18 protein-coding genes are annotated in these 23,696 nt (G+C 75.8%); 3 read left to right on the top strand and 15 right to left on the bottom strand.

Translation table 11 applies throughout. The features are described 5' to 3' along the window. Window positions 1-171 precede the first annotated feature (171 nt). From ftsZ to mraZ, 13 genes are all read right to left on the bottom strand, one after another. Window positions 172-1,578: a cell division protein FtsZ gene (ftsZ, locus tag LWC33_RS26405; protein WP_233307376.1), complete on the bottom strand. Its 1,407-nt coding sequence runs from the start codon at window positions 1,576-1,578 to the stop codon at window positions 172-174. 246 nt (window positions 1,579-1,824) lie between these two features. After that, complete coding sequence (locus LWC33_RS26400) at window positions 1,825-2,718, bottom strand: cell division protein FtsQ/DivIB (RefSeq protein WP_233307375.1); 894 nt, start codon at window positions 2,716-2,718, stop codon at window positions 1,825-1,827. A gap of 68 nt (window positions 2,719-2,786) precedes the next feature. After that, window positions 2,787-4,226, bottom strand: coding sequence for a UDP-N-acetylmuramate--L-alanine ligase (gene murC, locus LWC33_RS26395; RefSeq protein ID WP_308191011.1), 1,440 nt, complete (start codon window positions 4,224-4,226; stop codon window positions 2,787-2,789). Further along, window positions 4,223-5,332 carry an undecaprenyldiphospho-muramoylpentapeptide beta-N-acetylglucosaminyltransferase gene (gene murG / locus LWC33_RS26390; RefSeq protein WP_233307374.1) on the bottom strand — a complete coding sequence of 370 codons (1,110 nt, stop codon included), beginning with the start codon at window positions 5,330-5,332 and terminating at the stop codon, window positions 4,223-4,225. The genes murC and murG overlap by 4 nt, the downstream gene beginning before the upstream one ends. Before the next feature lie 66 nt (window positions 5,333-5,398). Then, a complete protein-coding gene (ftsW, locus tag LWC33_RS26385) occupies window positions 5,399-6,727 on the bottom strand; it encodes a putative lipid II flippase FtsW (RefSeq protein ID WP_233307373.1) in 1,329 nt (442 codons plus the stop codon). Then, window positions 6,724-8,172, bottom strand: a complete 1,449-nt coding sequence (gene murD / locus LWC33_RS26380) for a UDP-N-acetylmuramoyl-L-alanine--D-glutamate ligase (RefSeq protein ID WP_233307372.1) — start codon at window positions 8,170-8,172, stop codon at window positions 6,724-6,726. Before murD ends, ftsW begins: the two co-directional genes overlap by 4 nt. Before the next feature lies 1 nt (window position 8,173). Next, entirely contained in the window at window positions 8,174-9,244 is a 1,071-nt protein-coding gene (gene mraY, locus LWC33_RS26375; protein ID WP_233307371.1) for a phospho-N-acetylmuramoyl-pentapeptide-transferase, read from the bottom strand. Then, complete coding sequence (locus LWC33_RS26370) at window positions 9,241-10,680, bottom strand: UDP-N-acetylmuramoyl-tripeptide--D-alanyl-D-alanine ligase (RefSeq protein WP_233307370.1); 1,440 nt, start codon at window positions 10,678-10,680, stop codon at window positions 9,241-9,243. The genes mraY and LWC33_RS26370 overlap by 4 nt, the downstream gene beginning before the upstream one ends. A 22-nt stretch (window positions 10,681-10,702) precedes the next feature. Next, the gene (locus LWC33_RS26365) at window positions 10,703-12,181 is read right to left on the bottom strand and encodes a UDP-N-acetylmuramoyl-L-alanyl-D-glutamate--2,6-diaminopimelate ligase (protein WP_233307398.1); all 1,479 of its coding nucleotides are present in this window, start codon (window positions 12,179-12,181) and stop codon (window positions 10,703-10,705) included. 451 nt (window positions 12,182-12,632) lie between these two features. Continuing rightward, window positions 12,633-14,480 carry a peptidoglycan D,D-transpeptidase FtsI family protein gene (locus LWC33_RS26360; RefSeq protein ID WP_233307369.1) on the bottom strand — a complete coding sequence of 616 codons (1,848 nt, stop codon included), beginning with the start codon at window positions 14,478-14,480 and terminating at the stop codon, window positions 12,633-12,635. Further along, entirely contained in the window at window positions 14,480-15,352 is an 873-nt protein-coding gene (gene ftsL, locus LWC33_RS26355) for a cell division protein FtsL (protein ID WP_233307368.1), read from the bottom strand. Before ftsL ends, LWC33_RS26360 begins: the two co-directional genes overlap by 1 nt. A gap of 37 nt (window positions 15,353-15,389) precedes the next feature. Continuing rightward, complete coding sequence (gene rsmH / locus LWC33_RS26350; protein ID WP_372476695.1) at window positions 15,390-16,367, bottom strand: 16S rRNA (cytosine(1402)-N(4))-methyltransferase RsmH; 978 nt, start codon at window positions 16,365-16,367, stop codon at window positions 15,390-15,392. Between the two features lie 324 nt (window positions 16,368-16,691). Beyond that, a complete protein-coding gene (gene mraZ / locus LWC33_RS26345) occupies window positions 16,692-17,123 on the bottom strand; it encodes a division/cell wall cluster transcriptional repressor MraZ (RefSeq protein WP_037041303.1) in 432 nt (143 codons plus the stop codon). A 474-nt stretch (window positions 17,124-17,597) separates the two neighbouring features. Here mraZ and LWC33_RS26340 point away from each other — a divergent pair, with 474 nt between their 5' ends. The 3 genes from LWC33_RS26340 to LWC33_RS26330 are packed head-to-tail and all read left to right on the top strand — an operon-like array spanning window position 17,598 to window position 22,107. Beyond that, the gene (locus LWC33_RS26340) at window positions 17,598-18,578 is read left to right on the top strand and encodes an AAA family ATPase (RefSeq protein ID WP_233307396.1); all 981 of its coding nucleotides are present in this window, start codon (window positions 17,598-17,600) and stop codon (window positions 18,576-18,578) included. 14 nt (window positions 18,579-18,592) lie between these two features. Beyond that, window positions 18,593-19,828, top strand: coding sequence for a DUF58 domain-containing protein (locus tag LWC33_RS36260; RefSeq protein WP_233307367.1), 1,236 nt, complete (start codon window positions 18,593-18,595; stop codon window positions 19,826-19,828). Continuing rightward, complete coding sequence (locus LWC33_RS26330) at window positions 19,825-22,107, top strand: transglutaminase TgpA family protein (protein WP_233307366.1); 2,283 nt, start codon at window positions 19,825-19,827, stop codon at window positions 22,105-22,107. The genes LWC33_RS36260 and LWC33_RS26330 overlap by 4 nt, the downstream gene beginning before the upstream one ends. 95 nt (window positions 22,108-22,202) lie before the next feature. Here LWC33_RS26330 and LWC33_RS26325 read toward each other — a convergent pair whose 3' ends face one another. Together LWC33_RS26325 and LWC33_RS26320 are read right to left on the bottom strand one after the other, a co-directional pair. Continuing rightward, complete coding sequence (locus LWC33_RS26325; RefSeq protein WP_233307395.1) at window positions 22,203-22,595, bottom strand: SCO2097 family morphological protein; 393 nt, start codon at window positions 22,593-22,595, stop codon at window positions 22,203-22,205. Window positions 22,596-22,852: 257 nt separating this feature from the next. Continuing rightward, entirely contained in the window at window positions 22,853-23,623 is a 771-nt protein-coding gene (locus LWC33_RS26320; RefSeq protein WP_443720024.1) for a class I SAM-dependent methyltransferase, read from the bottom strand. Between the last annotated feature and the right edge of the window lie 73 nt (window positions 23,624-23,696).

Raw genomic sequence — 23,696 nt, 5'->3', positions numbered from 1 at the left:
TGGAGCTGGTGTGCCAAGGGGCGGAGCGGTGTGCGAGCGGTTCGGTGGTGGAGAGCAGCCGCAGCAGCCCGTGGGCGCCGGTCCACTCGGCGGCGGCACGAGGCGCCAGAACGGGCGGGGGTGCCGGACCGCGTCCGGCACCCCCCCGCCGGTACCTACGTCTCCCGGACCTCAGCGGCGCATGAAGGGCGGGACGTCGACGTCGTCGTCGACCTCCCCGTCCCGGCTCGGCGTGGCTGAGGGGGCGCTGGAGGACGTCGACGGCGCGCCGGGGGCCGGGTCCGGCTGCACGTGCATGCCGGACGACGGGGACGAGGGCGCCGGGCCCTCCGCCACAGGACCGCCCAGCTCCGTCATGGCCGGGTTCTGCCGGGCCACCTCCGGCTGGCGGGGCGCCGGCGGCGAGTACGGCGCCACGGGCGGCAGCGTGCCGCTCTGGTTCGCACCCGAGCCGAACGCCGTCGAGGATCCGGGCGAGTACCCAGTGTGGCCGTTGCCGGTGTTCCCCGACGACGGCGGGGTCTGCGGCGCGGGCGACGGGGCGGCCGGCGGGGCCGCGGCAGGCGGCGCCACGGGCGCGGCGGGCTCGGCCGAGCGGAAGGCGGAGGGCTCCAGCTTCTTGTGCGTGGGCGTGCCGCCCTCGAACCCGGCTGCTATCACCGTGATGCGCACCTCGTCGCCGAGGGAGTCGTCGATCACCGTGCCGAAGATGATGTTGGCCTCGGGGTGGGCCGCCTCCTGGACCAGCGACGCGGCCTCGTTGATCTCGAACAGGCCGAGGTCCGACCCACCCGCGATCGACAGCAGCACGCCCTGGGCGCCGTCCATCGACGCCTCCAGCAACGGTGAGTTGATCGCCTTGCCGGCGGCCTGCACGGCTCTGCCCTCCCCCCTGGCCGAGCCGATGCCCATCAAGGCGGACCCGGCGCCGGACATGACCGACTTGACGTCGGCGAAGTCCAGGTTGATCAGGCCCGGCGTGGTGATCAGGTTCGTGATGCCCTGCACACCGGAGAGCAGCACCTCGTCGGCCGAGCGGAAGGCGTCCATCAGGGAGACGCCGACATCGCCGAGCTGCAGCAGCCGGTCGTTGGGGATGACGATCAGGGTGTCGCACTCGTTGCGGAGCTGGGTGATCCCGTCCTCCGCCTGGCCGGCACGGCGGCGCCCCTCGAAGGTGAAGGGCCGGGTGACCACACCGATGGTGAGCGCGCCGAGCTTGCGGGCGATCGACGCGACGACCGGCGCGCCGCCGGTGCCCGTCCCGCCGCCCTCGCCGGCGGTCACGAAGACCATGTCGGCCCCCTTGAGGACCTCCTCGATCTCCTCGCGGTGGTCCTCGGCGGCCTTGCGGCCCACCTCCGGGTTGGCGCCCGCGCCGAGGCCACGGGTCAGCTCGCGGCCGATGTCCAGCTTCACGTCCGCGTCGGACATGAGGAGGGCCTGCGCGTCGGTGTTCACCGCGATGAACTCGACGCCCTTCAGGCCGACCTCGATCATGCGGTTGACGGCGTTGACGCCGCCGCCACCGATGCCGACCACCTTGATCACTGCCAGGTAGTTGTGCGGGGGCGTCATGCGCGGCACCTCTCGGTCGCTCGGGTCCGGGTCAGCTCCGTCCAGCAGGTCTGTCCGGGCCGTTCGCGGTCGAACGCTAGGTCCGAGGAGGGGCCACGGTCCAGCAGGCGCGCCGCGCGTCGGCAACACCTCGATGGTGTGGAGACCGCGGAACCGTGACCTCCTCGTGACCCAGAGCCCATCCGGCCTGACGGAGAGCGACAGGCTGGTCCGGACGGAGCAGTGGCTCTCTCAGGAAGCGACCGGTCAGCGGGTGACGGTCGGGAGCTCCGGGCTGGAGACGTCGTAGACGCTGCCCTCCTGGGTCAGCAGCGGCACGAGCACGGCGACCTTGCGGTCCGCGCGGTCGGTGGAGCCGAACAGCACCTGCCGCTCCCCCAGCCCGAGCCGGACGGTGGGCTCGGTGGCCGCATTGTCGACGTCGATCGTGGTGACCTGCCCGCGCAGGTCGGCCGGCAGCGCCTGGAGGACGGTGAGCGCGGCCCTGGTCGACGGGTCGTCCGGCCCGACGGCGCCGAAGCCCAGCATCGGCAGCGCGGGCGGCACCTCGGGCGCCTTCTGGTAGGCGACGCCGGTGGCGTCGACGAGCGTGATCCCCTGCGGGGTCCGCGCCAGCGCCACCGCCGTCCGCTCCACGACGGCGATCTCCACCGTGTGCGGCCACCCGCGGCTGACCTGCACGGAGCCGACCCCGGGCAGCTGGGCGACGCGTTCGGCGGCGGCCTTGGTGTCGACCTCGGCGAGCGGCCCCCCGGTCTCGACGGCCGCGGCGTCCAGGACCGCGTCCCGTGAGACGGTCAGGGTGCCCGTGACCTCCACGGTCTCCACGTCGGCGAGCCCGGAGCGGGTCAGCAGCAGCCACGACCCCACACCCAGCGCCGCGAGCAGCACCAGGACCAGCAGGGTCAGCGCGACCCGCCGCCGCACCCGGAACCGCCGGTCGCCGGGCCTGGCCGCCCGGACCGCCGCCTTGCGGGCCTTCCGGGCCTGCCGCGCCGAGACCTGCGCCGACCGCTGCGCCGTCCTGCGCGCCCGCTTCTCCTCCGCCCGTTGCTGCTGCGGCAGCAGCCGTCCCCGTTGCGCCGCCCGCTCCTCGCGGATGCGGCGGGCGCGCTCGGCGGCGGCCGGGCGCGCGGGCATGCGGTCGGCGGTGCGGTCACCGGAGCGGTCCGACGACCGGCGCCCGCGCCGGGTGGAGGAGGTCCGGGTCACGTCGCGGCCCGGTCCAGTTCGAGGAGGATCTCCGGGCCGAGGACGGTGACGTCGCCGGCGCCCATGGTGAGGACCAGGTCGCCGGGGCGGGCCAGGCGCGCGAGCACGCCCGGCACGTCCCCCCACGCCGGGACGAAGTGCACCTGCTCGGCCGGCAGCGGCACGGCGTCGGCGACCAGCGCGCCGCTCACGCCCGGCTCGGGGTCCTCCCGCGCACCGTAGACGTCGAGGACCACGACCTCGTCGGCCAGCGCGAGGGACCGCCCGAAGTCCTCGGCGAAGGTCCGCGTACGGGAGTAGAGGTGCGGCTGGAACGCCACGATCACCCGGCTGCGCTGTCCGGGCCCTCCCGCCGGGGGCTGCACCTCGCGCGCCGCGCGCAGGGTGGCGGCGACCTCGGTGGGGTGGTGGGCGTAGTCGTCGTAGACGGCGACCCCGCCGGCCCGGCCCTTGAACTCGAACCGGCGCCGGACGCCGTCGAACACCGCGAGCCCCTCGACCAGGCCGCCCACCGGCGCGCCGAGCGCGACCCCGGCCAGGAGCGCGCCGAGGGCGTTGAGCGCCATGTGCTCGCCGGGCACGGCCAGCTCCAGCTCCCGCTCGACGCCGGCGTGCCGCGCCCGCACGCGCGAGCCGGGGCCCTCCGGCCGGAAGTCGAGCAGGACCGCGTCCTCGGGGCCGGCGGCGGTGCGCCCGTACCGGCGCACCGGCACCCCGCCGGCCTCGGCGAGCGTCGCCAGCCGTTCGGCGCCCTCGTCGTCGGCGCAGGTCACGAGCGTGCCGCCGGGTGCGAGCCTGCCGAGGAACTCCTCGAACACGGCCCGGTAGGAGGCCTCGTCGCCGTGATGGTCCAGGTGGTCGGGTTCGACGTTGGTGACGACGGCGACGAGCGGCGCGTAGGCGGTGAACGAACCGTCCGACTCGTCGGCCTCGACCACGAAGACGTCGCCCTCGCCGTGGTGGGCCCCGGCGCCGGTGACCGTGAGGTCGCCGCCGATGGCGAACGACGGGTCCACGCCGCAGTGCTGCAGCGCGACGGTGAGCATCGACGAGGTGGAGGTCTTGCCGTGCGTGCCCGCGACGGCGGCGACCCGGTAGCCCTGGGTCAGCGCGGCGAGCGCCTGGGCCCGGTGCACGACCGTGAGGCCCCGCTCGCGGGCCCGCACGAGCTCCGGGTTGGACTCCCGGATCGCGGTCGACACGACCACCGTGGGCGGCCCGCCGAGCTGTTCGAGGTTCTCCGCGGCGTGCCCGACGGCGATCGACGCCCCCAGCGCCCGCAGGGCGAGGACGGTGCGCGAGTCCTTGGCGTCGGACCCCGAGACCTCGACGCCGCGGGCCAGCAGGATCCGCGCGATCCCGCTCATCCCCGCCCCACCGATGCCGATGAGGTGCACCCGGGGCCCCAGCACGGGGACGGAGCTGTGCACGGTCACCTGCCCAGCACCCCGAACACCACCTGGGCCAGCCGCTCGTCGGCGTCGGCGTGGCCGGAGGCGCGGGCCGCGGCGCCCATCGCGGCGATCCGCTGCGGCTCGCGGAACCACGGGACCAGCTCGGCCAGGACGCGGTCGCCGGTCAGCTCGGCGTCCGGGACGAGCACGCCGCCCCCGGCCCTGACCACCGGTTCGGCGTTGAGGGCCTGCTCGCCGTTGCCGTGCGGCAGCGGCACGTACACCGCGGGCAGCCCGACGGCGGAGACCTCGGCGACCGTCATCGCGCCGGCCCGGCAGAGCACCGCGTCGGCCGCGGCGTAGGCGAGGTGCATGTCCTCGATGTAGGGCAGCGGCATGTACCCCGGCTGCGGCGCGGCGGCCTGCCCCGTCGGGCCGTGCGCGTGCAGCACGCCGACGCCCTCGTGCAGCAGGCCCGGCAGCGCCTGCGCCACCGCGCCGTTCAGGGTCCGCGCGCCCTGCGAGCCGCCGAAGACGAGCAGCACCGGGCCCGTCGGGGGCAGCCCGAAGCGGCGGCGGGCCCGGTCGCGCAGCCCCGCGCGGTCGAGCGTGGTGACGGCGTGCCGCAGCGGGATGCCGAGCACCTGGGCGTCGGGCAGGCCACTGCCGGGCACGGCCGCGACGACGGCGGCGGCGAACCGCGCGCCGACCTTGTTGGCCAGCCCCGCCCGGGCGTTGGCCTCGTGCACCACGATCGGGACCCGCCCGCGGGCGCCGAGGTAGGCCGGCAGCGCGACGAACCCGCCGAAGCCCACCACGACGTCGGCCTCGACCTTGGTGAGCACCTCGCGCACCCGGGCCACGGCGCCGCGCACCTTGCCGGGCAGCCGGAGCAGGTCCGCGGTCGGCTTGCGCGGGAGCGGGACGGGCGGGATCAGCTCGAGGGGGTAGCCGCGGGCCGGGATCAGCCGCGTGTCGAGGCCCTTCTCCGTGCCCAGGGCCGTGACGGTCGCGTCGGGCCGCAGCCGCTTGACGGCGTCGGCGAGGGCGAGCGCCGGCTCGATGTGACCGGCGGTGCCGCCGCCGGCGACCACCACCGACGGGCCCGGGCCCATCCGCGGCAGGAACTGGGTGCCGTACTCGCTCATCGTCTCCGCTCGGGGATCTGCTGTTGTCGGGATGGTCGGCGCGGTCGTCCGCTCCGCGTGCTCCGCTCAGCGGCGCACCGTCCGCTGGACCGGCGGACGCGGCGCGGGCGCACGGTAGGGCTCCGGCAGCGGGAGCCGCAGGAACGAGGCGATCCGGCCCTGGCCGTCCGACCGCAGCGCCGCCACGGCCTCGGGCTCGTGCCGGGCCGCGTTCGTCAGCATGCCGAACACGAACATGGTCACGACGAGCGAGGTACCACCGGAGGAGATGAGCGGCAGCTGCAGACCGGTGACTGGCAGCAGCCCCACCACGTAGCCGATGTTGATCGCGGCCTGCACGACGAGGGAGGCCGTGGCCGTGGCGGTCACGAGCCGCAGCCACGGGTCGGTGCTGCGCTTGGCGATGCGCAGGCCCGTGTAGGCGAGCGTCGCGAACAGCGCGAGGACGGCGAGGGCCCCGACCAGGCCGAGCTCCTCGCCGATGATCGCGAAGATGAAGTCGTTGTGCGCGTTGGGCAGGTAGTCCCACTTCGCGCGGCCCTGCCCCAGCCCCACGCCGAACAGCCCGCCGTCGGCGAGGGAGTAGAGCGCCTGGGTGGCCTGGTAGGCGGGCCCGAGCGGGTCGGCGGTGTCCGAGGAGAGGAACGCCGTGATGCGGCTGACGCGATAGCCGGCGGTGAGCCCGAGGATCACGGCCCCGCCCAGCCCGCCCGCGGCGATCGCGGCGATCAGCTTCATCGGGGCGCCGCCGAACCACAGCAGCGCGACCATGACGATGCCGACCGAGACCGTCATACCCAGGTCCGGCTCGAGGACGAGCAGGGTGAGCAGCAGCAGCGTGACCGGGACCAGCGGGTTGAGCGCGTGCTTCCAGCGGTGCATGACGGTGCGCCGCGCGACGAGCACGTGCGCGCCCCACAGCATGAGCGCCACCCGCACGCCCTCGGAGGGCTGCAGCGAGAACGAGCCGACGGCGAACCAGGACCGGGAACCGTTGCGGACCACGCCGACGCCCGGGACCAGCACCGCGACCAGCAGCACGACGCCGCCGATCAGCAGCCAGGGCGCCAGGGCCCGCATCCGCCTCGGCGGGATCCGCAGCCCGAGGTAGAAGAGCACCAGGCCGACCGCACAGAAGCCCAGCTGCCGCACGAACACCGAGTACGACGAGCCGCCCGCGGAGTACGCCTCCACCGACGACGCCGACAGCACCATCACCAGGCCGAAGATCGTCAGCAGCCCGAACACGCCGAGGACCAGGTGCAGCGAGGTGAGCGGGCGCCGCAGCCATGCCTGCAGGGCCTTGGTGCCGCGCGCGACGGCGGCGCGTGCCGGCGCCAGGCCGTCCGCGCTGGTCCGGGCCGGGCGTCGGGGGCGGCGGGTGGGGGCACTCATGCGCCCGGCTCCCCGGCCTCGCTCCCGGCCCGCGTCTCCAGGGCCGCCACCGCGGCCGCGAACGCCTCGCCGCGCTCGGCGTAGTCCCGGAACTGGTCCATGGAGGCCGCCGCGGGTGCGAGGAGCACGACATCCCCCGGTCGGGCGAGTGCGGCGGCACGGCGGACGGCGGAGGACATGACGCCATCGTCGCCCTCGGTCACCTCGGTCGCGGGGATCTGGGGCGCGTGTCGCGCGAGTGCGTCGATGATCTCCGCCCGGTCGGTGCCGATCACCACGGCGCCGGTCAACCGGCCCGCGTGCCGGGCGACCAGCTCGTCGACGTGCGCGCCCTTGAGCAGCCCGCCGAGGATCCAGACGATCTTCCCCGCCGGCTGGGCGGCGAGGGCGGCGTCGGCGGCGTGCGGATTGGTGGCCTTGGAGTCGTCGACGTATCGGACGCCGCCGACCGTCCCGACCAGCGCCGAGCGGTGCGGTCCGGGCCGGAACCCCGCGAGCCCCTCCCGCACGGCGTCGGCCCCGACGCCGTGGGCGCGGGCCAGCGCGGCGGCGGCCAGGGCGTCCGTGAGGCCGGGCGGCCCGCCGGGCGTGACGTCCGTGACCTCCGCGAGCACCACGCCCTCGCCGGTGCTCGCGACTCGTGGTGCGGAAGCTCCCGACTCGCGCGGCCGGTCGTCCCGACTCGCGGGGAAGGCGCGGTCGACGAGCTGCTCCCCCACGATCCCCAGCTGCCCCGGACCGGGCTCGGCGAGCGTGGCGCCGATCTTGGTCGGGGCCGGGGACCCGCGGAGCAGGCGGGCCGCGATCGCGTCGTCGATCCCGGCGACGGCGACCGGTCCGGTGAGCGCGCGGGCCTTCGCCGCCGCGTAGGACTCGAGCCCGCCGTGCCAGTCCAGGTGGTCCTCGGCGACGTTGAGCACCAGGCCGGCGGCCGGCACGACCGAGGGCGACCAGTGCAGCTGGAAGCTGGAGAGCTCCACGGCCAGCACGGGGTGCCCCGCCGCGACCGCGCTCACCACCGGGTAGCCGATGTTGCCGCAGGCCACGGCGTCGAGCCCGGCCGCACGCAGGATCGCGGCGAGCATGCCGGTGCAGGTGGTCTTGCCGTTGGTACCGGTCACCACCAGCCACACCGGCGGGACCGCCCGCTCCCGCCCCAGCCGCCAGGCCAGCTCCGGTTCGCCGACGACCTCGATCCCGCGGGCCGCCGCCTCGGCGACGAGCGGGTGGTCGGGCCGGCGGCCGGGGCCGGTGACGATCAGCTCGACGCCCTCGGGCAGCCCGGTGACGGCCTCGGCGCCGGCCGGGAGGTCCTCCAGGGCCGCGGCCCGGTCGTCGGACACCAGGGTCCGGGCCCCGGCCGCGACGAGCACCTCCGCCGCGGCGAGCCCGGAGACCCCTGCGCCCGCGACGAGCACCGTGCGGCCGGCGAACTGGCTCGCCATCTCAGAACGCCGACGCCGCGGAGAGCCACTCGGAGTAGAAGATCCCCAGCCCCAGCGCCGCGCAGATCGCCGCGAGCAGCCAGAACCGGATGATCACCGTGGTCTCGGCCCACCCGGCCAGCTCGAAGTGGTGATGGAAGGGCGCCATCCGGAACAGTCTCCGCCGGGTGGTGCGGAAGACGATGATCTGCAGCGAGACCGACAGCGCCTCGACCACGAACACCCCGCCCATGACGACGAGCAGCAGCTCGGTCTTGGTGACCATGGACAGCCCGGCGAGCAGGCCGCCGAGGGCCAGCGACCCGGTGTCGCCCATGAAGATGCGGGCCGGCGCGGCGTTCCACCACAGGAAGCCGATGCAGCCGCCCATCGCGGCGGCGGCCACGATGGCGACGTCGAGCGGGTCGCGCACCTCGTAGCAGCCCGCGGCCGCGCCGACCGAGCAGCTGTTCCGGAACTGCCAGAACCCGATGATCGTGTAGGTCGCCAGCACCATCGCGGCGGTGCCGGCCGCCAGGCCGTCGAGCCCGTCGGTCAGGTTCACGGCGTTCGACCAGGCGGCGACGATCAGGTTGCAGAGGATCACGAACCCGACGACGCCGAACCCGAGCACCGCGATGTCCCGCACGAAGGACAGGTACTCCGACGCCGGGGTGAGGTTGCGGGCGTTGGCGAACCGGAGCGCGAGGATGCTGAAGATCGTCGCCGTGAGCACCTGGCCCACGATCTTCGACGTCTTGTTCAGGCCCAGGTTGCGGCGCCGGCGCAGCTTGAGGAAGTCGTCGACGAACCCGACGATGCCCAGTGCCGTTGTGAGGAAGAGGACCAGCAGGGCCGACGCCGTCATCGGCTCACCCGTGAGCAGGTGCGCGACCAGGTAGCCCACCCAGATGGCGAGCAGGATCGCGACGCCGCCCATGGTCGGCGTACCCCGCTTGGTCTGGTGGCTCTTCGGGCCGTCGGCGCGGATCTCCTGGCCGAAGCCCTGCCGCGCGAAGAAGCGGATCAGGTACGGGGTGAGCAGGATGGACAGGGCCAGCGCGACCCCGGCCGCGACGAAGACGCCCCTCACTGTCGGATCAGCTCCTGTTCCACCAGCGCCGCGGCGAGCCGGTCCAGGCCGGCCGAGCGCGAGGCCTTGACCAGCACGACGTCGCCCGGGCGTACCTGCCCGGCCAGCAGGGCGGCCGCCGCGTCGCGGTCGGCCACCCGCTCGGTCCCGTAGAGGTCCGTGCCGACGGCCACGAACCGGTCCACCCCCAGCTCTCGGACGACCGCCGCGACCTGCGCGTGCGCCGCCGGCGCGGTGTCGCCGAGCTCGGCCATCGGGCCCAGCACCGCCCACGTGCGGCGCCGCTGCCCACCGTCCCCGCCCCCGCCGATCGCGGCCAGCGCGCGCAGCGCGGCGGTCATCGACTCGGGGTTGGCGTTGTAGGCATCGTTGATCACGGTCACGCCGTCGGCCCGGTCGGTGACCTCCATCCGCCAGCGGGAGGCGGCGCCGGCACCGGAGAGCGCGGCGGCGATCGCGGTGACCAGACCCGCCCGCCCGCCTCCGAGCTCCAGCGCGACCGCAGCGGCGGCCAGCGCGTTCCCGACGTGGTGCTCGCCGACGAGCTTGAGCGCCACCGGCGCCTCGCCGGCCGGGGTGACCAGCCGGAAGGTGGCCCGCCCGGCCTCGAGCCGGACGTCGGCGGCCTGCACCGCGCCGCCCGTGCCGTACCCGACGACCCGGGCGGAGGTCCGGGAGGCCATGGCCGCGACCCTCGGGTCGTCGAGGTTCAGCACCGCGACCCCGCCCTCGGCCGCCGGCGGCAGGGCCTCGACCAGCTCGCCCTTCGCCTGCGCGATCGCCTCGGGCGAACCGAACTCGCCGACGTGGGCGCTGCCGACGTTGAGCACCACGCCGGTCCGCGGCGGCGCGATCCGGCACAGCCGCGCGATGTGCCCCGGCCCGCGGGCCGAGAGCTCCAGCACGAGGTGCCGGGTCGCGACGTCGGCGCGCAGCGCGGTCCACGGGTGGCCCAGCTCGTTGTTGAACGACCCGGGCGGGGCGACGGTCTCGCCGAGCGGCCGCAGCACGGCCGCGATCAGGTCCTTGGTGGAGGTCTTGCCCGAGCTGCCGGTCACGCCGACGACCTGCAGCTCCGGCAGGTGCGTGACGGAGTGCCGGGCCAGCCTGCCCAGCGCGGTCAGCACGGCGGCACCGGAGCCGTCCGGGTCGGCGTCGCCGAGGTCCGTGCCGGCGAAGGAGTCCTCCGCCGGCGGCGCGATCACGGCCGGCGCGTCGACCTCCCGCCCGGCGAGCACCGCCGAGGCTCCGGCCGCCACCGCCGCGGCCGCGAAGTCGTGGCCGTCGGCCCGCTCCCCGGGCAGGGCGAGGAACAGCCCGCCCGGCCCGACCTTCCGGGAGTCGAACTCCACCGCGGTGACGGGCTCGTCGCCCGTCGCCCGGTGCAGCCTGCCCCCGGTGACGGCGGCGACCTCGGCCAGCCGCATCTCGATCATCGTGCCTTCCTCGATCCCCGGATCATCGCCCGGCGGCGCGGATCGCCGCGGCGAGCTCGTCCACGTCGTCGAACGGGTGCTTGACCCCGTGGACCTCCTGGCCGGTCTCGTGTCCCTTACCCGCAACGACCACCACGTCGCCGGGTTTCGCCACCTCGACGGCGGCCGCGATCGCCGCGCGCCGGTCGCCGATCTCGAGGATGTCGCCGCGGGCGGGTTCGGCCTCGGCACCTGCGCGCATGGCGGCCCGGATCTCCGCCGGGTCCTCGGTGCGCGGGTTGTCGTCCGTGACGATCAGCACGTCGGACCGGGCGGCCGCGGCGGCCCCCATGAGCGGGCGCTTGCCGGTGTCGCGGTCGCCGCCGCAGCCGAGGACGGTGACGATCCGGCCCTGCGGCTGCTGGGCGCGCAGCGCGTCGAGCAACGCGGCGACGGCCGCCGGCTTGTGCGCGTAGTCGACGATCGCGAGGAACTCCTGCCCGGCCTCGACCCGCTGCATGCGGCCGGGCACGGCCAGCTCGGCGAAGCGCGGCGCGGCGACGGCGGCGGGCACCCCGGCCAGGTCGAGCACGGCCAGGGCCAGCACGGCGTTGGCGATGTTGAAGGCCCCCGGCAGCTGCAGCCGCAGCGGGATCTCCTGCCCGTCCGGCGCCACGACGACGGCCTGCTGGGCCCCGTCGGGGTCGGTCACGACGTCCCGCGCGGTCCAGTCCGCCGGGGCGGTGGTGGCGACCGTCACGGCGTCGGGGGCCATGCCGGCCAGCCGGCGGCCCCATTCGTCGTCGACGCAGACGACGCCCTTCGCCGCGCGCAGCTCGTCGTCGACGAACAGGCGTGCCTTCGCGGCGAAGTACTCCTCCATGTCGTGGTGGAAGTCCAGGTGGTCCTGGGAGAGGTTGGTGAAGGCGCCCACGGCGAAGCGGGTGCCGGCCACCCGGCCCATCGCCAGGGCGTGGCTGGAGACCTCCATCGCGACGTCCGTGACGCCGCGCTCGCGCATGACGCCGAACAGCGCCTGCAGGTCCGGCGCCTCCGGGGTGGTGAACGCGCTGGGCAGGCGGTCGGTCCCGATCCGGGTCTGGACGGTGCCGAGCAGCCCGGTCACGCGGCCGCCGGCCTGCAGCCCGGCCTCGAGGAAGTGGGCCACCGTCGTCTTGCCGCTGGTCCCGGTCACGCCGAGGACGGTGAGGTCGGCGGTCGGGTCGCCGTAGACGGCCGCGGACAGTGCCCCGAGGACGGTGCGCGGGTGCGGGTGCAGCAGCGCCCGCACGGCCCCGCGCTCGACGGCCGCGGCCAGCTCGGGCCGGGTCAGCCCGGCCGGGTCGGTGAGCACGGCCGCCGCGCCGGCGGTCAGTGCCGCGCCGGCGAAGTCGGCGCCGTGGGCCCGGGCGCCCGGCAGCGCGGCGAACAGGTCGCCGGGGCGGACGTCGGAGTTGCGGTGGGTCACCCCGGTGACCGCGACCCCGGGCCCGCCGGTACCCACCTCCGCCTCCGTGTTCATGGTCGGCTCCGCACGCTCCGCCTCCGTGTTCATGGTCGGCTCCGCACGCTCCGCCTCCGTGGCCGGGTACGGCTCGGCCCCGCTCACTGCGGCGAGGCGGGCGAGGGCGACGGGCGCGACCCGCGCGGGCCGCGGAGGAAGGTTCCGGGGGAGCTGCTGCCCGGCCGTCGCACGCGCGTCCGTCGGGCGGTCCGTGGGGGCGGAGCTGGCGGGCGGCACGTCGGGGAGGCTACCGAGGCCCGCCGGGCGCCCCTCCCCCGCACCACCCGCCCGTCGCGGGTCCGCGGGACTCGTCGGGCGGCCGGCGCGCACGCCGGAGCGGCCCCCGGTCTGCAGGTCCGGGGGCCGCTCCGACGGCGGTCGGGTCACGGCCGGAATCACACCCCGGTCAGCCCCGGCGTCTCGCTCCGCACGCTCCGCTCAGGGCCGATGTCCGCTCCGCACGCTCCGCTCAGGGCGCCACCAGGGTCTGCACCGGCGCCGGCGGGCCGACCGGGATGGTGTCCCGCTGCCCCAGGTAGGACGCGATGTCGTGGAACAGCGGGGCGGCGGAGGTGCCGCCCTTCGGCGCGTCGAGCATGATCGCCGTCACGAACCGCGGGTCCTGCGCCGGCATCATGCCCGCGAAGGTGATCCAGTAGGTCGACGAGGCGTAACAGCCGCACTTCGGGTCGACCTGCTGCGCCGTGCCGGTCTTGCCCGCGACCTGGTAGCCGGGCACCTGGGCGGTGAAGCCGGTCCCGTTCTGCCCCGGCGCCTTCTGCGTGACGGCGGTGAGCATCGTGCGCAGCTGGGCCGCGGTCTCCGGCGACACCACCCGGATGCCCTCGGGCTGCGGCGTCTCGGTCCGCGACCCGTCCGGGGCGACGGTGGCGGCGACGATCCGCGGCGGGACCCGCACCCCGTCGTTGGCCACGGCCTGGTACATCCCGGCCATCTGCAGCACGGTCATCGACAGGCCCTGGCCGATCGGCAGGTTGCCGAAGGTCGAACCGGACCAGGCCGAGCGTGCCGGGACCGAGCCCGCGCTCTCGCCGGGCAGCCCGACGTTCGTGCGCTGGCCGATGCCGAAGCGGGCCAGCATGTCCGAGAAGCGGTCCGGGCCCAGCTTCTCCGCGGTCATGATCGTGCCGACGTTGGAGGACTTCGCCAGCACGCCGGTCAGCGTGTAGTGGTCCAACCCGTGGTTCCAGGCGTCGTGCACCGTGCGGTCGGCGACCTTGATGCTGCCCGGGACGTCGAGGACGTCGTCGGGCTTGGCGACGCCGAACTCCAGCGCCCCCGCCATGGTGACGATCTTGTTGACCGACCCCGGCTCGAAGGGGCTGGACACCGCGGCGTTGCCGAGCGTCGCCGGGTCGGAGGTGGCGAGCTGGCGCGGGTCGAACGTCGTCCCGTTGGCCATGGCCAGCACCTGGCCGGTCTTCGAGTCGAGCACCACCGCCGAGCCGCCCTTGGCGCCGGTCCTGGCCACGTAGTCCTGCAGCTTCTGCTGCACCACGTACTGCAGGTCCGAGTCGATGGTCAGCTCGACGTCCGAGCCCGGGACCGCCGGCTGCTGGGCCCGCGTGCTGCCCGGGATGACGGTGTCGCTGCCCTCGGCGGTGTCGACGACCTGGAAGCCGTCCGTACCGGCGAGCACGTCGTCGTCGGCGCTCTCGAGGCCGACGCGACCCACCAGCTTCCGGTTGTCCGCGCTCCACGTCGCGGCACCGATGACGTTGGCCGCCAGCGTGCCGGACGGGTACTGGCGCGCCTCCCGCTTCTCCTCGGCGATCTCCGGGAAGCGCTGCTCGAGGGCGCGCGCCACGTCCGGGTCCGCGCTGGTGGTGAGCACGACGTAGCCGCGGTCGGAGTTCAGCTGCTCCTGGATCGCGTTGGGGTCGCCACCGGTGGCCTGCGCGACGGCCTGCGCCATCTCGGTCTTGTACGCGCCCGCCTGCTCCTTCTTCACCGAGCTGATCAGCCGCGGGTTCGTGACGAGCGCGCGGGACTCGGTCGAGAAGGCGAGCCGGGTGCCGTTGCGGTCGAGGATCGCGCCGCGCTCCGCCGCGATGGTGATCTTGGTGGTGCGCTGTTTCTCCGCACTCGCCGTCAGCTCGCCGGCGCGCACGGTCTGGATCAGCAGCAGCTGGGCCGCCGAGAGCAGCAGCAGCACGACGAGCACGAGCCGGCCGATCCGGAACCGCCGGTCCGCCTGCCCGACGCGCGAGGCCGGCCTGCGCGGCGGCCCCGGAGGGCGCCGCGGGCCGGAGCGCGGGCGGGAGCCGGGACGGGCGCGCGGGGGCGCGACTGCCATCAGCCCGCTCCGCCGCCGGTCGGGGCCGGGGCCTGGGCGGCCTGCTGGTCCTGGGCCGCGCCGCCCCGGGGCTCCTGCTGCTCCTGGGTGGCGGCCTCGGCGTTGGGGTTGGCGGGTGCCTGGGCGTCCTGCGGCGTCTGCTGCTGGGCCCCGGCGTCCGCGGCGTGCTGCGACGGCGCGGGCGCCTGGGCCGGCATCGGGTCTCCCGGCGCCGCGGCGGCGGGCTGGGCCGGGTCCGCCGGTGCCGGGGCGGCGGGCTGGGCCGGGTCCGCGGGTGCCGGCGCGATCGGGGCGACGGGCGCCGCGGGCCGGGTGGCCGCGGACGGCTCGCCGACGACCGTGACCGTGCCGTCGGGCGCGACGACCAACCGGGCCGGGTCCTGCACCGGGACCATGCCCAGCTCGGTGGCGCGCTGGGCCAGCGCCGGCGCCGACTCCATCCCCGCCACCTCGCGGTGCAGCCGCTCGCTCTGCTCGGTCAGGTCGCGGGCCGCGGTCCGGGCGTCCTGCAGGGTGTAGGAGTCCGCGGCGGCGGCCGTGGACAGCCACAGCGTGAGCACCAGCGCGGTCGCCAGCAGCGCCATGATCAGCAGGACGAACTGCGCGCGCCCGCCGGTCGTGACCTTCTGCCCGGCGCGGCGCGGCGCACCGACCAGCCGCCGGTTGCGCTGGTCCCGGCGTGCGTAGGCGGCCTTGGCGGCGCCGGACCCGCGGCGCTGCGCGGGAACCGTGACGCTCCCGCGCTGGGCGGGGATCCGCCGGGCCGGCGCTTCCCTGGTGGTGGTGGTGGATGCGGTCGGCCCGGTGCCCTTCCAGCCGACCGACACCGAGGGCCGACGGGTGCGGGTCCGGTCCGCGACCGGCGCACTCACGCCGCACCCCCGGTGACGCCCTCCGAGTAGCTGCGGATCATGCTGCGACCTCCCGGATGCGTTCGGCGGCCCGGCACCGCACCGAGGCGGCGCGCGGGTTGTCTTCGATCTCGTCGTCCGTGGCGACCTCGGCCCCACGGGTCAGCAGCCGCAGCTCCGGGCCGTGGCCCGGCAGCTCGACCGGCAGGTCCACCGGGGTCCGGGAGGTCGCACGGGCGGTGAACTCCCGCTTGACCATCCGGTCCTCCAGCGAGTGGTAGGCGAGCACGACGACCCGCCCGCCCACGGCCAGCGAGTCGAGCGCGGCCGGCAGGGCCGTCCGCAGCGCCTCGAGCTCGCGGTTGACCTCGATCCGCAACGCCTGGAACGTGCGCTTGGCGGGATGCCCGCCGGTCCGCCGCGAGGCGGCGGGCACCGCGGCGTAGAGCAGTTCCACCAGCTCGGCGCTGCGGGTGAACGGTGCCTGCTGCCGGCGTCTCGCCACGGCGGAGGCGATGCGCGCGGCAAACCGTTCCTCCCCGTACTCCCGCAGGATCCGGGTCAGGTCGGGCACCGGGTAGGTGTTGAGGACCTCGGCCGCGGTCGGCCCCGTGGTGGGGTCCATCCGCATGTCGAGGTCGGCGTCGCGGGAGTAGGAGAAGCCGCGCTCGGCGGCGTCGAGCTGCAGCGAGGACACCCCGAGGTCGAACAGGACGCCGTCGACGCGCGGAAGCCCCAGTTCCGCGAGCACCTCGGCGATCCGGTCGTACACGGCGTGCACCAGGTGCGTGCGGCCGGAGTGGGCGGTGAGCCGCCGTCCGGCCAGCTCCAGCGCCTGCGGGTCCCGGTCGAGGCCGACCAGGGTCAGCCGCGGATGGGCCGCCAGCAACGCCGCCGAATGGCCGCCGAGGCCCAGGGTGGCGTCGACCAGCACCGCCGGCCGGTCCCGGAGGGCCGGCTCGAACAGCTCGAGCACGCGCGGCAGCATGACCGGCACGTGGGAGTGCGGACCCGGCTCGTCCCCCGTCGTGGACACCTGGTCACCTCCCGCCGCGCCTCGGCCCCGCGCCCGCACACGGAGCCGCCCTGCATGCACAGCGGCCCGGGACCCGCCGGCGTCCCGAGCCGCTGCCGTCCCGCTCCAGCTCCCCAGCCTGGCGGGTGTGTACCGCTGCGCAACCCCTGCCGCCGCCGTCCCCACCTGGCCGCCGTGCGGCCGCCCCGCCCCGACGGACCTGGCACCGGGGAAGGTGCGCCAGGGCCGTCGGACCGGGAGGGCCTTCACGGCGTCCGGGTCGGGACGGCGACGGTGTCGCGTCGTCGAAGTGGTGGACCGTTCCGCACCCGTGTGGTCACGGGCTCAGATCAGTCCGGGCAGAACCTCCTCCTGCGCCTTGGCGTAGTCCTCCTCGTGCCGCTCCTGGTACTCCTGCCAGGACTGCGCGTCCCAGATCTCGACGCGCGTGAACGCGCCGATCACCACGCACTCCTTGGTCAGTCCCGCGTACCGGCGCAGCTCCGGGGCGATCGCGATCCGGCCCTGGCCGTCGGGGTTCTGCTCGTCGGTTCCCGCGAAGAGGTTCCGCTGGAAGGCACGGGCCGACTCGCTGGTCAGCGGCGCCGAGGCGACCTTGGTGGCCATCTCCGTGAAGGCCTCGCGGGTGAACACGTAGAGGCAGTGGTCCTGCCCTTTCGTGACCATGCACCCGCCCCGCAGTTCGTCCCGGAACTTCGCCGGCAGCGTGAGCCGCCCCTTGTCGTCCAACCGTGGGGTGTAGGTGCCGAGGAACACCCGCCCCACCTCATCTCGGAGCCCCGTCTCGCTCCAACGGCGGCCACATTACCCCACTTCCCCCCACCGTCAACTCGAACAGACCCCTTCAGCGGCCTCCGTTCGGTGTTTCAGCAGGTCGGATGACGTGGGGGGCGGTGGGGGGAAACCGGCGGTACGCGTGTCCGGGCCCCGCTCCCCACCAGCACGGCTCCGAGAAAACCGCAGGTCAGCGCGCCGAGGGTGCGGCGATGGGGCCCGGTGGGGTGCGGGATGGGGGACGGTGGGAGCCCTCGGTGGGGGGCCGTGGGGCGGCGGGTGGAGGCCCCCGGACGGACGCCCCGGCGGGGTACACGTGACACGTCCGGGGGAGGCGCCGCGCGGCCGTTTGACAGACTGGGGGCGCAAGTTCCCGCAGTTCCCCGTGTCCGACCCGTCCGCGGACGCCCACGAACAGGAGCAGGGTTGACCACCAGCAGCCGTCCGGGCCCGCCGGTGACCGGCGAGAGCGCACCCGAGCCCCCGCCGCTGGCCGCCGTCGCCGACCTCACCGGCCGCATCGCGCAGAACGTGCAGCGGATCATCGTGGGCAAGCCGGAGGTCGTCCGGCTCGCGCTGGTCACCCTGCTCGCCGAGGGGCACCTGCTGGTCGAGGACGTGCCCGGCGTGGGCAAGACGTCGCTGGCCAAGGCGCTCGCCCGCTCGCTCGACTGCTCGGTCAGCCGCGTGCAGTTCACCCCCGACCTGCTGCCCGGCGACATCACCGGCATGTCCGTCTACAACCGGCAGACCGGCGAGTTCGAGTTCCGGCCCGGGCCGGTGTTCGCCAACGTCGTGATCGCGGACGAGATCAACCGCGCCTCGCCGAAGACCCAGTCGGCACTGCTGGAGTGCATGGCCGAGCACCAGGTGACCGTGGACGGCGGGACCTACGGGCTGGCCAGCCCGTTCATGGTCGTCGCCACGCAGAACCCGGTGGAGATGGACGGCACCTACCCGCTCCCCGAGGCGCAGCGGGACCGCTTCACCGCACGGATCAGCGTCGGCTACCCCGACCCCGCCGCCGAGCTCGCGATGATCGACGAGCACGCGGGCGCCGACCCGCTCGACACCCTGCGCCCGGTCGCCGACGCCCGCACCGTCCGCTCGGTGATCGAGGCCGTGCGCCGGATCCGGGTCGGCCAGGAGGTGCGGCAGTACTGCGTCGACCTCGTCGGCGCGACCCGCCGGCAGCCCGAGCTGCGCCTCGGTGCCTCCCCACGCACCACCCTGCACCTGGTGCGGGCGGCGCGGGCGCAGGCGGCGCTGGCCGGGCGCGGCTACGTCGTCCCGGACGACGTCCAGGCGGTCGCCGTCCCCGTCATCGCGCACCGGCTGACCGTCGCGCCCGAGGCCGGCGCGTCCCGGGTCACCGCCGCCGACGTCGTCCGCGGGTTGCTGTCGCGCATCCCGGTGCGGGCACCCTCACGGGCGTGAGATCCCGTCCGTCCGTGGGTCGATCCGGGGCCCGCACGTTCGGGCTGACGGTCCGGGGGCGCAGCCTCCTGGCCGGCGGCGTCGCGACCGCGGTGTGCGCGGTCGTGCTCGACGAGCGCGACCTGCTCCGGGTCGGGCTGGTCGTGTGCCTGCTGCCGCTGGTCTCGCTGCTGCTCGCCGTACGCACCCGCCGCTCGGTGCAGGCCGCGCGCACGCTGCTGCCCGCGCGCAGCGCCACCGACACCCCGGTCGAGGTGGCACTGGACCTGCGCGGCGGCCCCGTGTTCGGCGCCCTCCGCCTCGCCGACACCGTGCCCGACGCCGCCGGCCCCGTCCCGTCGACGCCCCCGCGGTTCACCGTGCACCGGATCGGGGGCCGCGGGGCCCGCGTCACCTATCCCCTGCGGCCCGCCCTGCGCGGGGCGCACCGGGTGGGGCCGCTGACCGCGCGGGCGGTCGGCGCGCTGGGGCTGGCCGAGTTCACCCGCGAGATGCTCGCGCCCGACCGGCTGCTGGTGGTGCCGCGGGTCGTCGGGCTGCACGGGGCGCCGCGCGCGCTGGGCAGCGGCGAGGGCCTCCCCGGGGCCGCCGCCCAGCAGGGCCAGGGCAGCCCGGACGTCATGGTGCGGACCTACCGGCAGGGCGACGAGCTGCGGCGGGTGCACTGGAAGAGCACGGCCCGGCACGACGAGCTGATGGTCCGCCTCGAGGAACGGCCGTGGCACGCGGGCGTGACCGTGCTGCTCGACCGGCGCGACGGGGCGCACCGCGGCCACGGCGCGGGCGCCAGCCTGGAGTTCGCGGTCACGCTGGCGGCCAGCATCGGCGCGCACCTACTGCGGCGCGGCGAGCCGGTCGAGGTGGTCACCGAGGACGGCGCCCCGGTCGCCGCCGGTGCCGGCCTCGATCCCCTGCTCGACGCGCTCGCCGTGCTCCGCCCCGCCGCCCGCCCCGACCTCTCCGGCCCGTCGACGGCCGCCGGCCGGGACGTCGTCGCCGTGCTCGGGGCGTGCACGCCGGAGCAGGCCGGGCAGCTCGCCGGGCGGCACCCCGGCGGCGGGTACGCGGTCCTGCTCGACGTCGCGACCTGGGACGGCGCCGGCGAGCGGACACCCGACCCCGCCGCCGCGGCCGAGGTGCTCCGGCGCGCGGGCTGGCACGTCTCCGTCGCGGGCGCCCACCGCACGCCCGAGCAGGCCTGGGACGCGCTCGTCGCGGGCAGCCCCGTGAGCCCGGCGGGTGCGCCATGAGCGCACCCACCGCGCTCCGGCCGGCGCCGCCCGCGACCGCTCCCCCACCGGACCGTCCGCGGATCCGCTGGATCGCTGCGGTGGCCGGCGGGCTCGCGGTCCTGCTCGCGGGCACCTGCCTGGTCGCCGTCGTGCAGGGCGGCACCTGGTTCGCCGATGCCGCGCTGGTCGTGGCGGTGGTCGTCGGCCTGGGGGTGGCGCTGCAGCGGCTGCCGGGCCCGGCCGTCGCCGTCGGCCAGCTGATCGGCGCCCTCCTGGTGCTCACCGGCCTGTTCGGCGACGGCGCGGTGGCCGGCTTCCTCCCCGGGCCCTCGGCGTTCGGCGCCTTCGCCGACCACGTCGCGGAGGCCGCCGCGCAGATCGACTCCGGGGTGGCGCCCGTCGTGCCGACGCCGGGGATGATGTTCCTGATCGCGGCCGCGTTCGGCCTGCTCGCGGTGATCGTGCACGCCGTCTCGGTGTCCTCGGACGCGCCGGCCGCCGCCGGGGTGCCGCTGCTGTGCATGGTCGCGGTGCCGGCCGCGCTCTCCGACGCCCTGCTGCCCTGGTGGGCGGTGGCCTGCGCGGTCGCCGGGTACGGCCTGCTGCTCGTCGCGCGCGACGGCGTCGGGCGGCGCAGCGGCGCGCTCGTGACCGGCGGGATCGCGGTCGTCGCCGTGGCCGGGGTGCTGGGGCTGCTGCTCGGCAGCGCGGCGACCGTCGTCGGCACGTCCGGGCGGTTCGTCAGCGGCGGCGCGGGCGGCGGCAACGGCGGCGCGATCGGGCTCAACCCGTTCACCTCGCTGCGCGGCCAGCTCACCCAGAGCGACCCCGTCGAGCTGTTCCGCACCACCGGGCTCCCGCGCCCGACGTACCTGCGCGCGCTGACCCTCTCCGACTACCGCGCCAACTCCGGCTGGCAGGCGGCCCAGCCCCGGCCCGGGGTCCCGCTCGCCGGGCCACTCACGGAGGACCCGCCGGAGGGCGACCGCGTCCAGGTCGCCGTGCAGAACGTGAACTTCCGGGACTACTGGCTCCCGCTCTACGGCCAGCCCGGGTCCGTGACCGGAGTGGACGCCGACAAGTGGGCCTACGACCGCAGCAGCGGCATCGCCTACACCCAGCGCCCGCGCGAGGAGGAGGCCTGGCAGGAGACCGCGGTGCTGCCGGCGCCGTCGGCCGACGATCTGCGCTCCGCCTCCGGCCCGACCCGGGTCGACCCGGGGTACCGGGACACGACGGGCGTCGACGCGCGGGTCGCACGGATCGCCGCCGACGTCACCCGCGGTGCCGCGACCAACTTCGACAAGGCGATCGCGCTGGTCGAGTACTTCACCGGTCCGCAGTCGCAGTTCCGGTACAGCCTGGAGACCGCGCCGGGCAGCGGCGACGACGCCCTCGTCGACTTCCTCACCGTCGGGCACGCGGGCTACTGCGAACAGTTCGCCTCGGCGATGGCCGTGATGCTGCGGACGCAGGGCGTGCCGGCCCGGGTGGCCGTCGGGTTCACGGCCGGCACCGAGGGCGACGGCTACCGCAGCGTGAGCACCCGCGACGCACACGCCTGGGTCGAGGCCTGGTTCCCCGGCTACGGGTGGACGACCTTCGACCCGACCCCGCTCACCGACGGCCGCACGGTCGTCCCGCCCTACGTCCTCGAGGCCGTGGGCGACGCCCCGCCCGGCGCCGCGCAGCCCGCCGCGCCCCAGCAGGAGGTCCCGCAGCCCGCGCCGCAGGCCGAGGCGCCGCAGCCGACGCCGCAGCCGACGCCGGTCGACGTGCCGCAGCCGGATCCGACCGCGGCGGACCAGGACGGCGGCGTCCCGGTGCTGGGTCCGCTCGTGGCGTTGCTGGTGGTGGCGCTGCTGGCCGGCCCGACGATTGCCCGGCGGATGCTGCGCAGGCGCCGTCTCGCCGCCGCCGGGGCCGGCGGCCCGGGGGCCGGTCGCGCGGCGTGGGACGAGGTGCTCGCGACCTCGCGGGACCGCGGCTCGGCCGTGTCCGCCGGCGGCACCGTCCGCGGCACCGCGCGGGCGCTCGTGGGGGCGCACGAGCTCGACGGCCCCGCGAGCGCCGCCACGCAGGACGCGTTGCGCGAGATCGTGCGGCTGGTCGAGGCGGAGTGGTACGGCGACGCACCATCCACCGAGGGCGCCCTGACCGCTCCCCTGCGGATCGTGCTCGCCGCGATCGACGGCTCCGGTCGCGGGGGGTGGCGGGCGTGGGTGCGGACCCTGGCGCCCCGCTCCCTGCTCGATCTGCTCCCGACGAAGGACCGCCGCCCGAGCACGACCGGCTGACGGCGCTACCCGCGTTATGGCTCCATAACGCTCACGGCGCGCGAACGACGAGAGCCGCGGCCTCCCGGGCCGCGGCTCTGCTCGTGGTCTGTCGATCAGTCCTGTTCGAACCGACGCCGGAAGCGCTCTTCCATGCGCCCGGTGAATCGGTTCTTGTCCGGCTCGGCCTGCTTGCCGTCCGCACCGCCACCGCCCTTGCCGGCCCCGCGGGCGCTGAGCGCCAGCATCGTGCCGCCGAGCATGGCCAGGAACCCGACCACGCTGACGACGGGGACCGCGCCGACGAGGTCGCGGAGCGGGGCGACCGCCACGCCGACGACGAGCAGCACCAGACCCACCGCGAAGAGCGCGATGCCCTGGATTCGCCGGCGCCGGCTCGGTTTGCGCAGCTTGGAGCCGCGCACGGTCGAGGCGAACTTGGGGTCCTCGGCGTAGAGAGCACGCTCGATCTGTTCGAGCAGGCGCTGCTCGTGCTCGGAGAGGGGCATGACGTCCTCCGGCACAACGGTCACGGGATGTCCCGCCAACCCTGGTGCGGCGGGTGGCGGAACGAGCGCCCGGGCTGGGCGTCTGACCAAGAGAATACGAGGCAAAGGGCTGGTCCACTACCCGGAGGTCACAACCCGGGCACATCGATCTTCGAACGGCCTCCCCGCCCCGGACGAGAGGTGATCGACATCGCTTTCCTCGTCCAGGTCGGACGGCGCCCCACCACCGGCTGCGGCGCCGGAGCGCCGCACCCGGCTCAGGGCGTGACGGCGCGCGCCAGGACGTGCAGCCGCGCGGCGACCTCGCGCAGCGCCGGCACCCCGGCGGCGAGGTCCTCCAGCTCCGCCGCGCCCCGCATGTCCGCCGGACCACCGTCCCGGACGGAGTGGGGCAACCAGGCCTCGAGAAGGCCGTCGCCCTGGACGAGCTCGACGCGCAGCCGCCTCGTCTCCTCCAGCAGCGCGGTGACCGTGGGCCCGTCGAGCCGGCGGCGGAGGGTGTCGTCCGGGCCGTAGCGCCCGTCCGGGTCGGTGAGGACGGCGCGGGCCTCCTCGAGCCGCCCGCCCAGGACGTGCCAGAGGACGGCGGCGTTCCGGCTGGTCGCCAGCACCGACACGGCGGCGCCCGGGGCTGCGACCGCGGCGAGCGAGGCCGCGGCCCGCGCCGGGTCGTCGACCACCTCGAGCAGCCCGTGCCCGAGTACGAGATCGGCGCCACCGGAGTCGATGAGGTCGGCCACGACCTCGGGCAGCTGGTCGGCGTCGCCCTGCACCGGGGTGACGAGCGCGTGCACCTCGGCCTCGCGGGCGCGGCGCTCGAGCGCGGCCAGGGCATTGGGGCTGACGTCGACGACGGTCACCGCGCACCCCGCGGCGGCCAGGGGCACCGCCCAGGAGCCGCTGCCCCCGCCGACGTCGACCACCCGGGGCCGGCCGTCGGGCCGGGCGGACCGCGCCCGCTCGACCTCCGCGTCGAGGACGCGACGGACCGCCCCGCCGCTCACGGTTCCCGGACGCTCGCCTGCCACCGCGTTCACACGGGCAGCCTAGTGGTCTCGGGCGTTAGTTCGTCGGGGGTCTGAGGTCCTGCCAGGCGTTGGG

The organism is Pseudonocardia terrae (genome assembly GCF_021343995.1).
GTDB classification, from domain to species: Bacteria; Actinomycetota; Actinomycetes; order Mycobacteriales; family Pseudonocardiaceae; genus Pseudonocardia; species Pseudonocardia terrae.
Note: the sequence above shows the minus strand (reverse complement) of the source record. Positions and strands in the feature narration are given on the sequence as shown.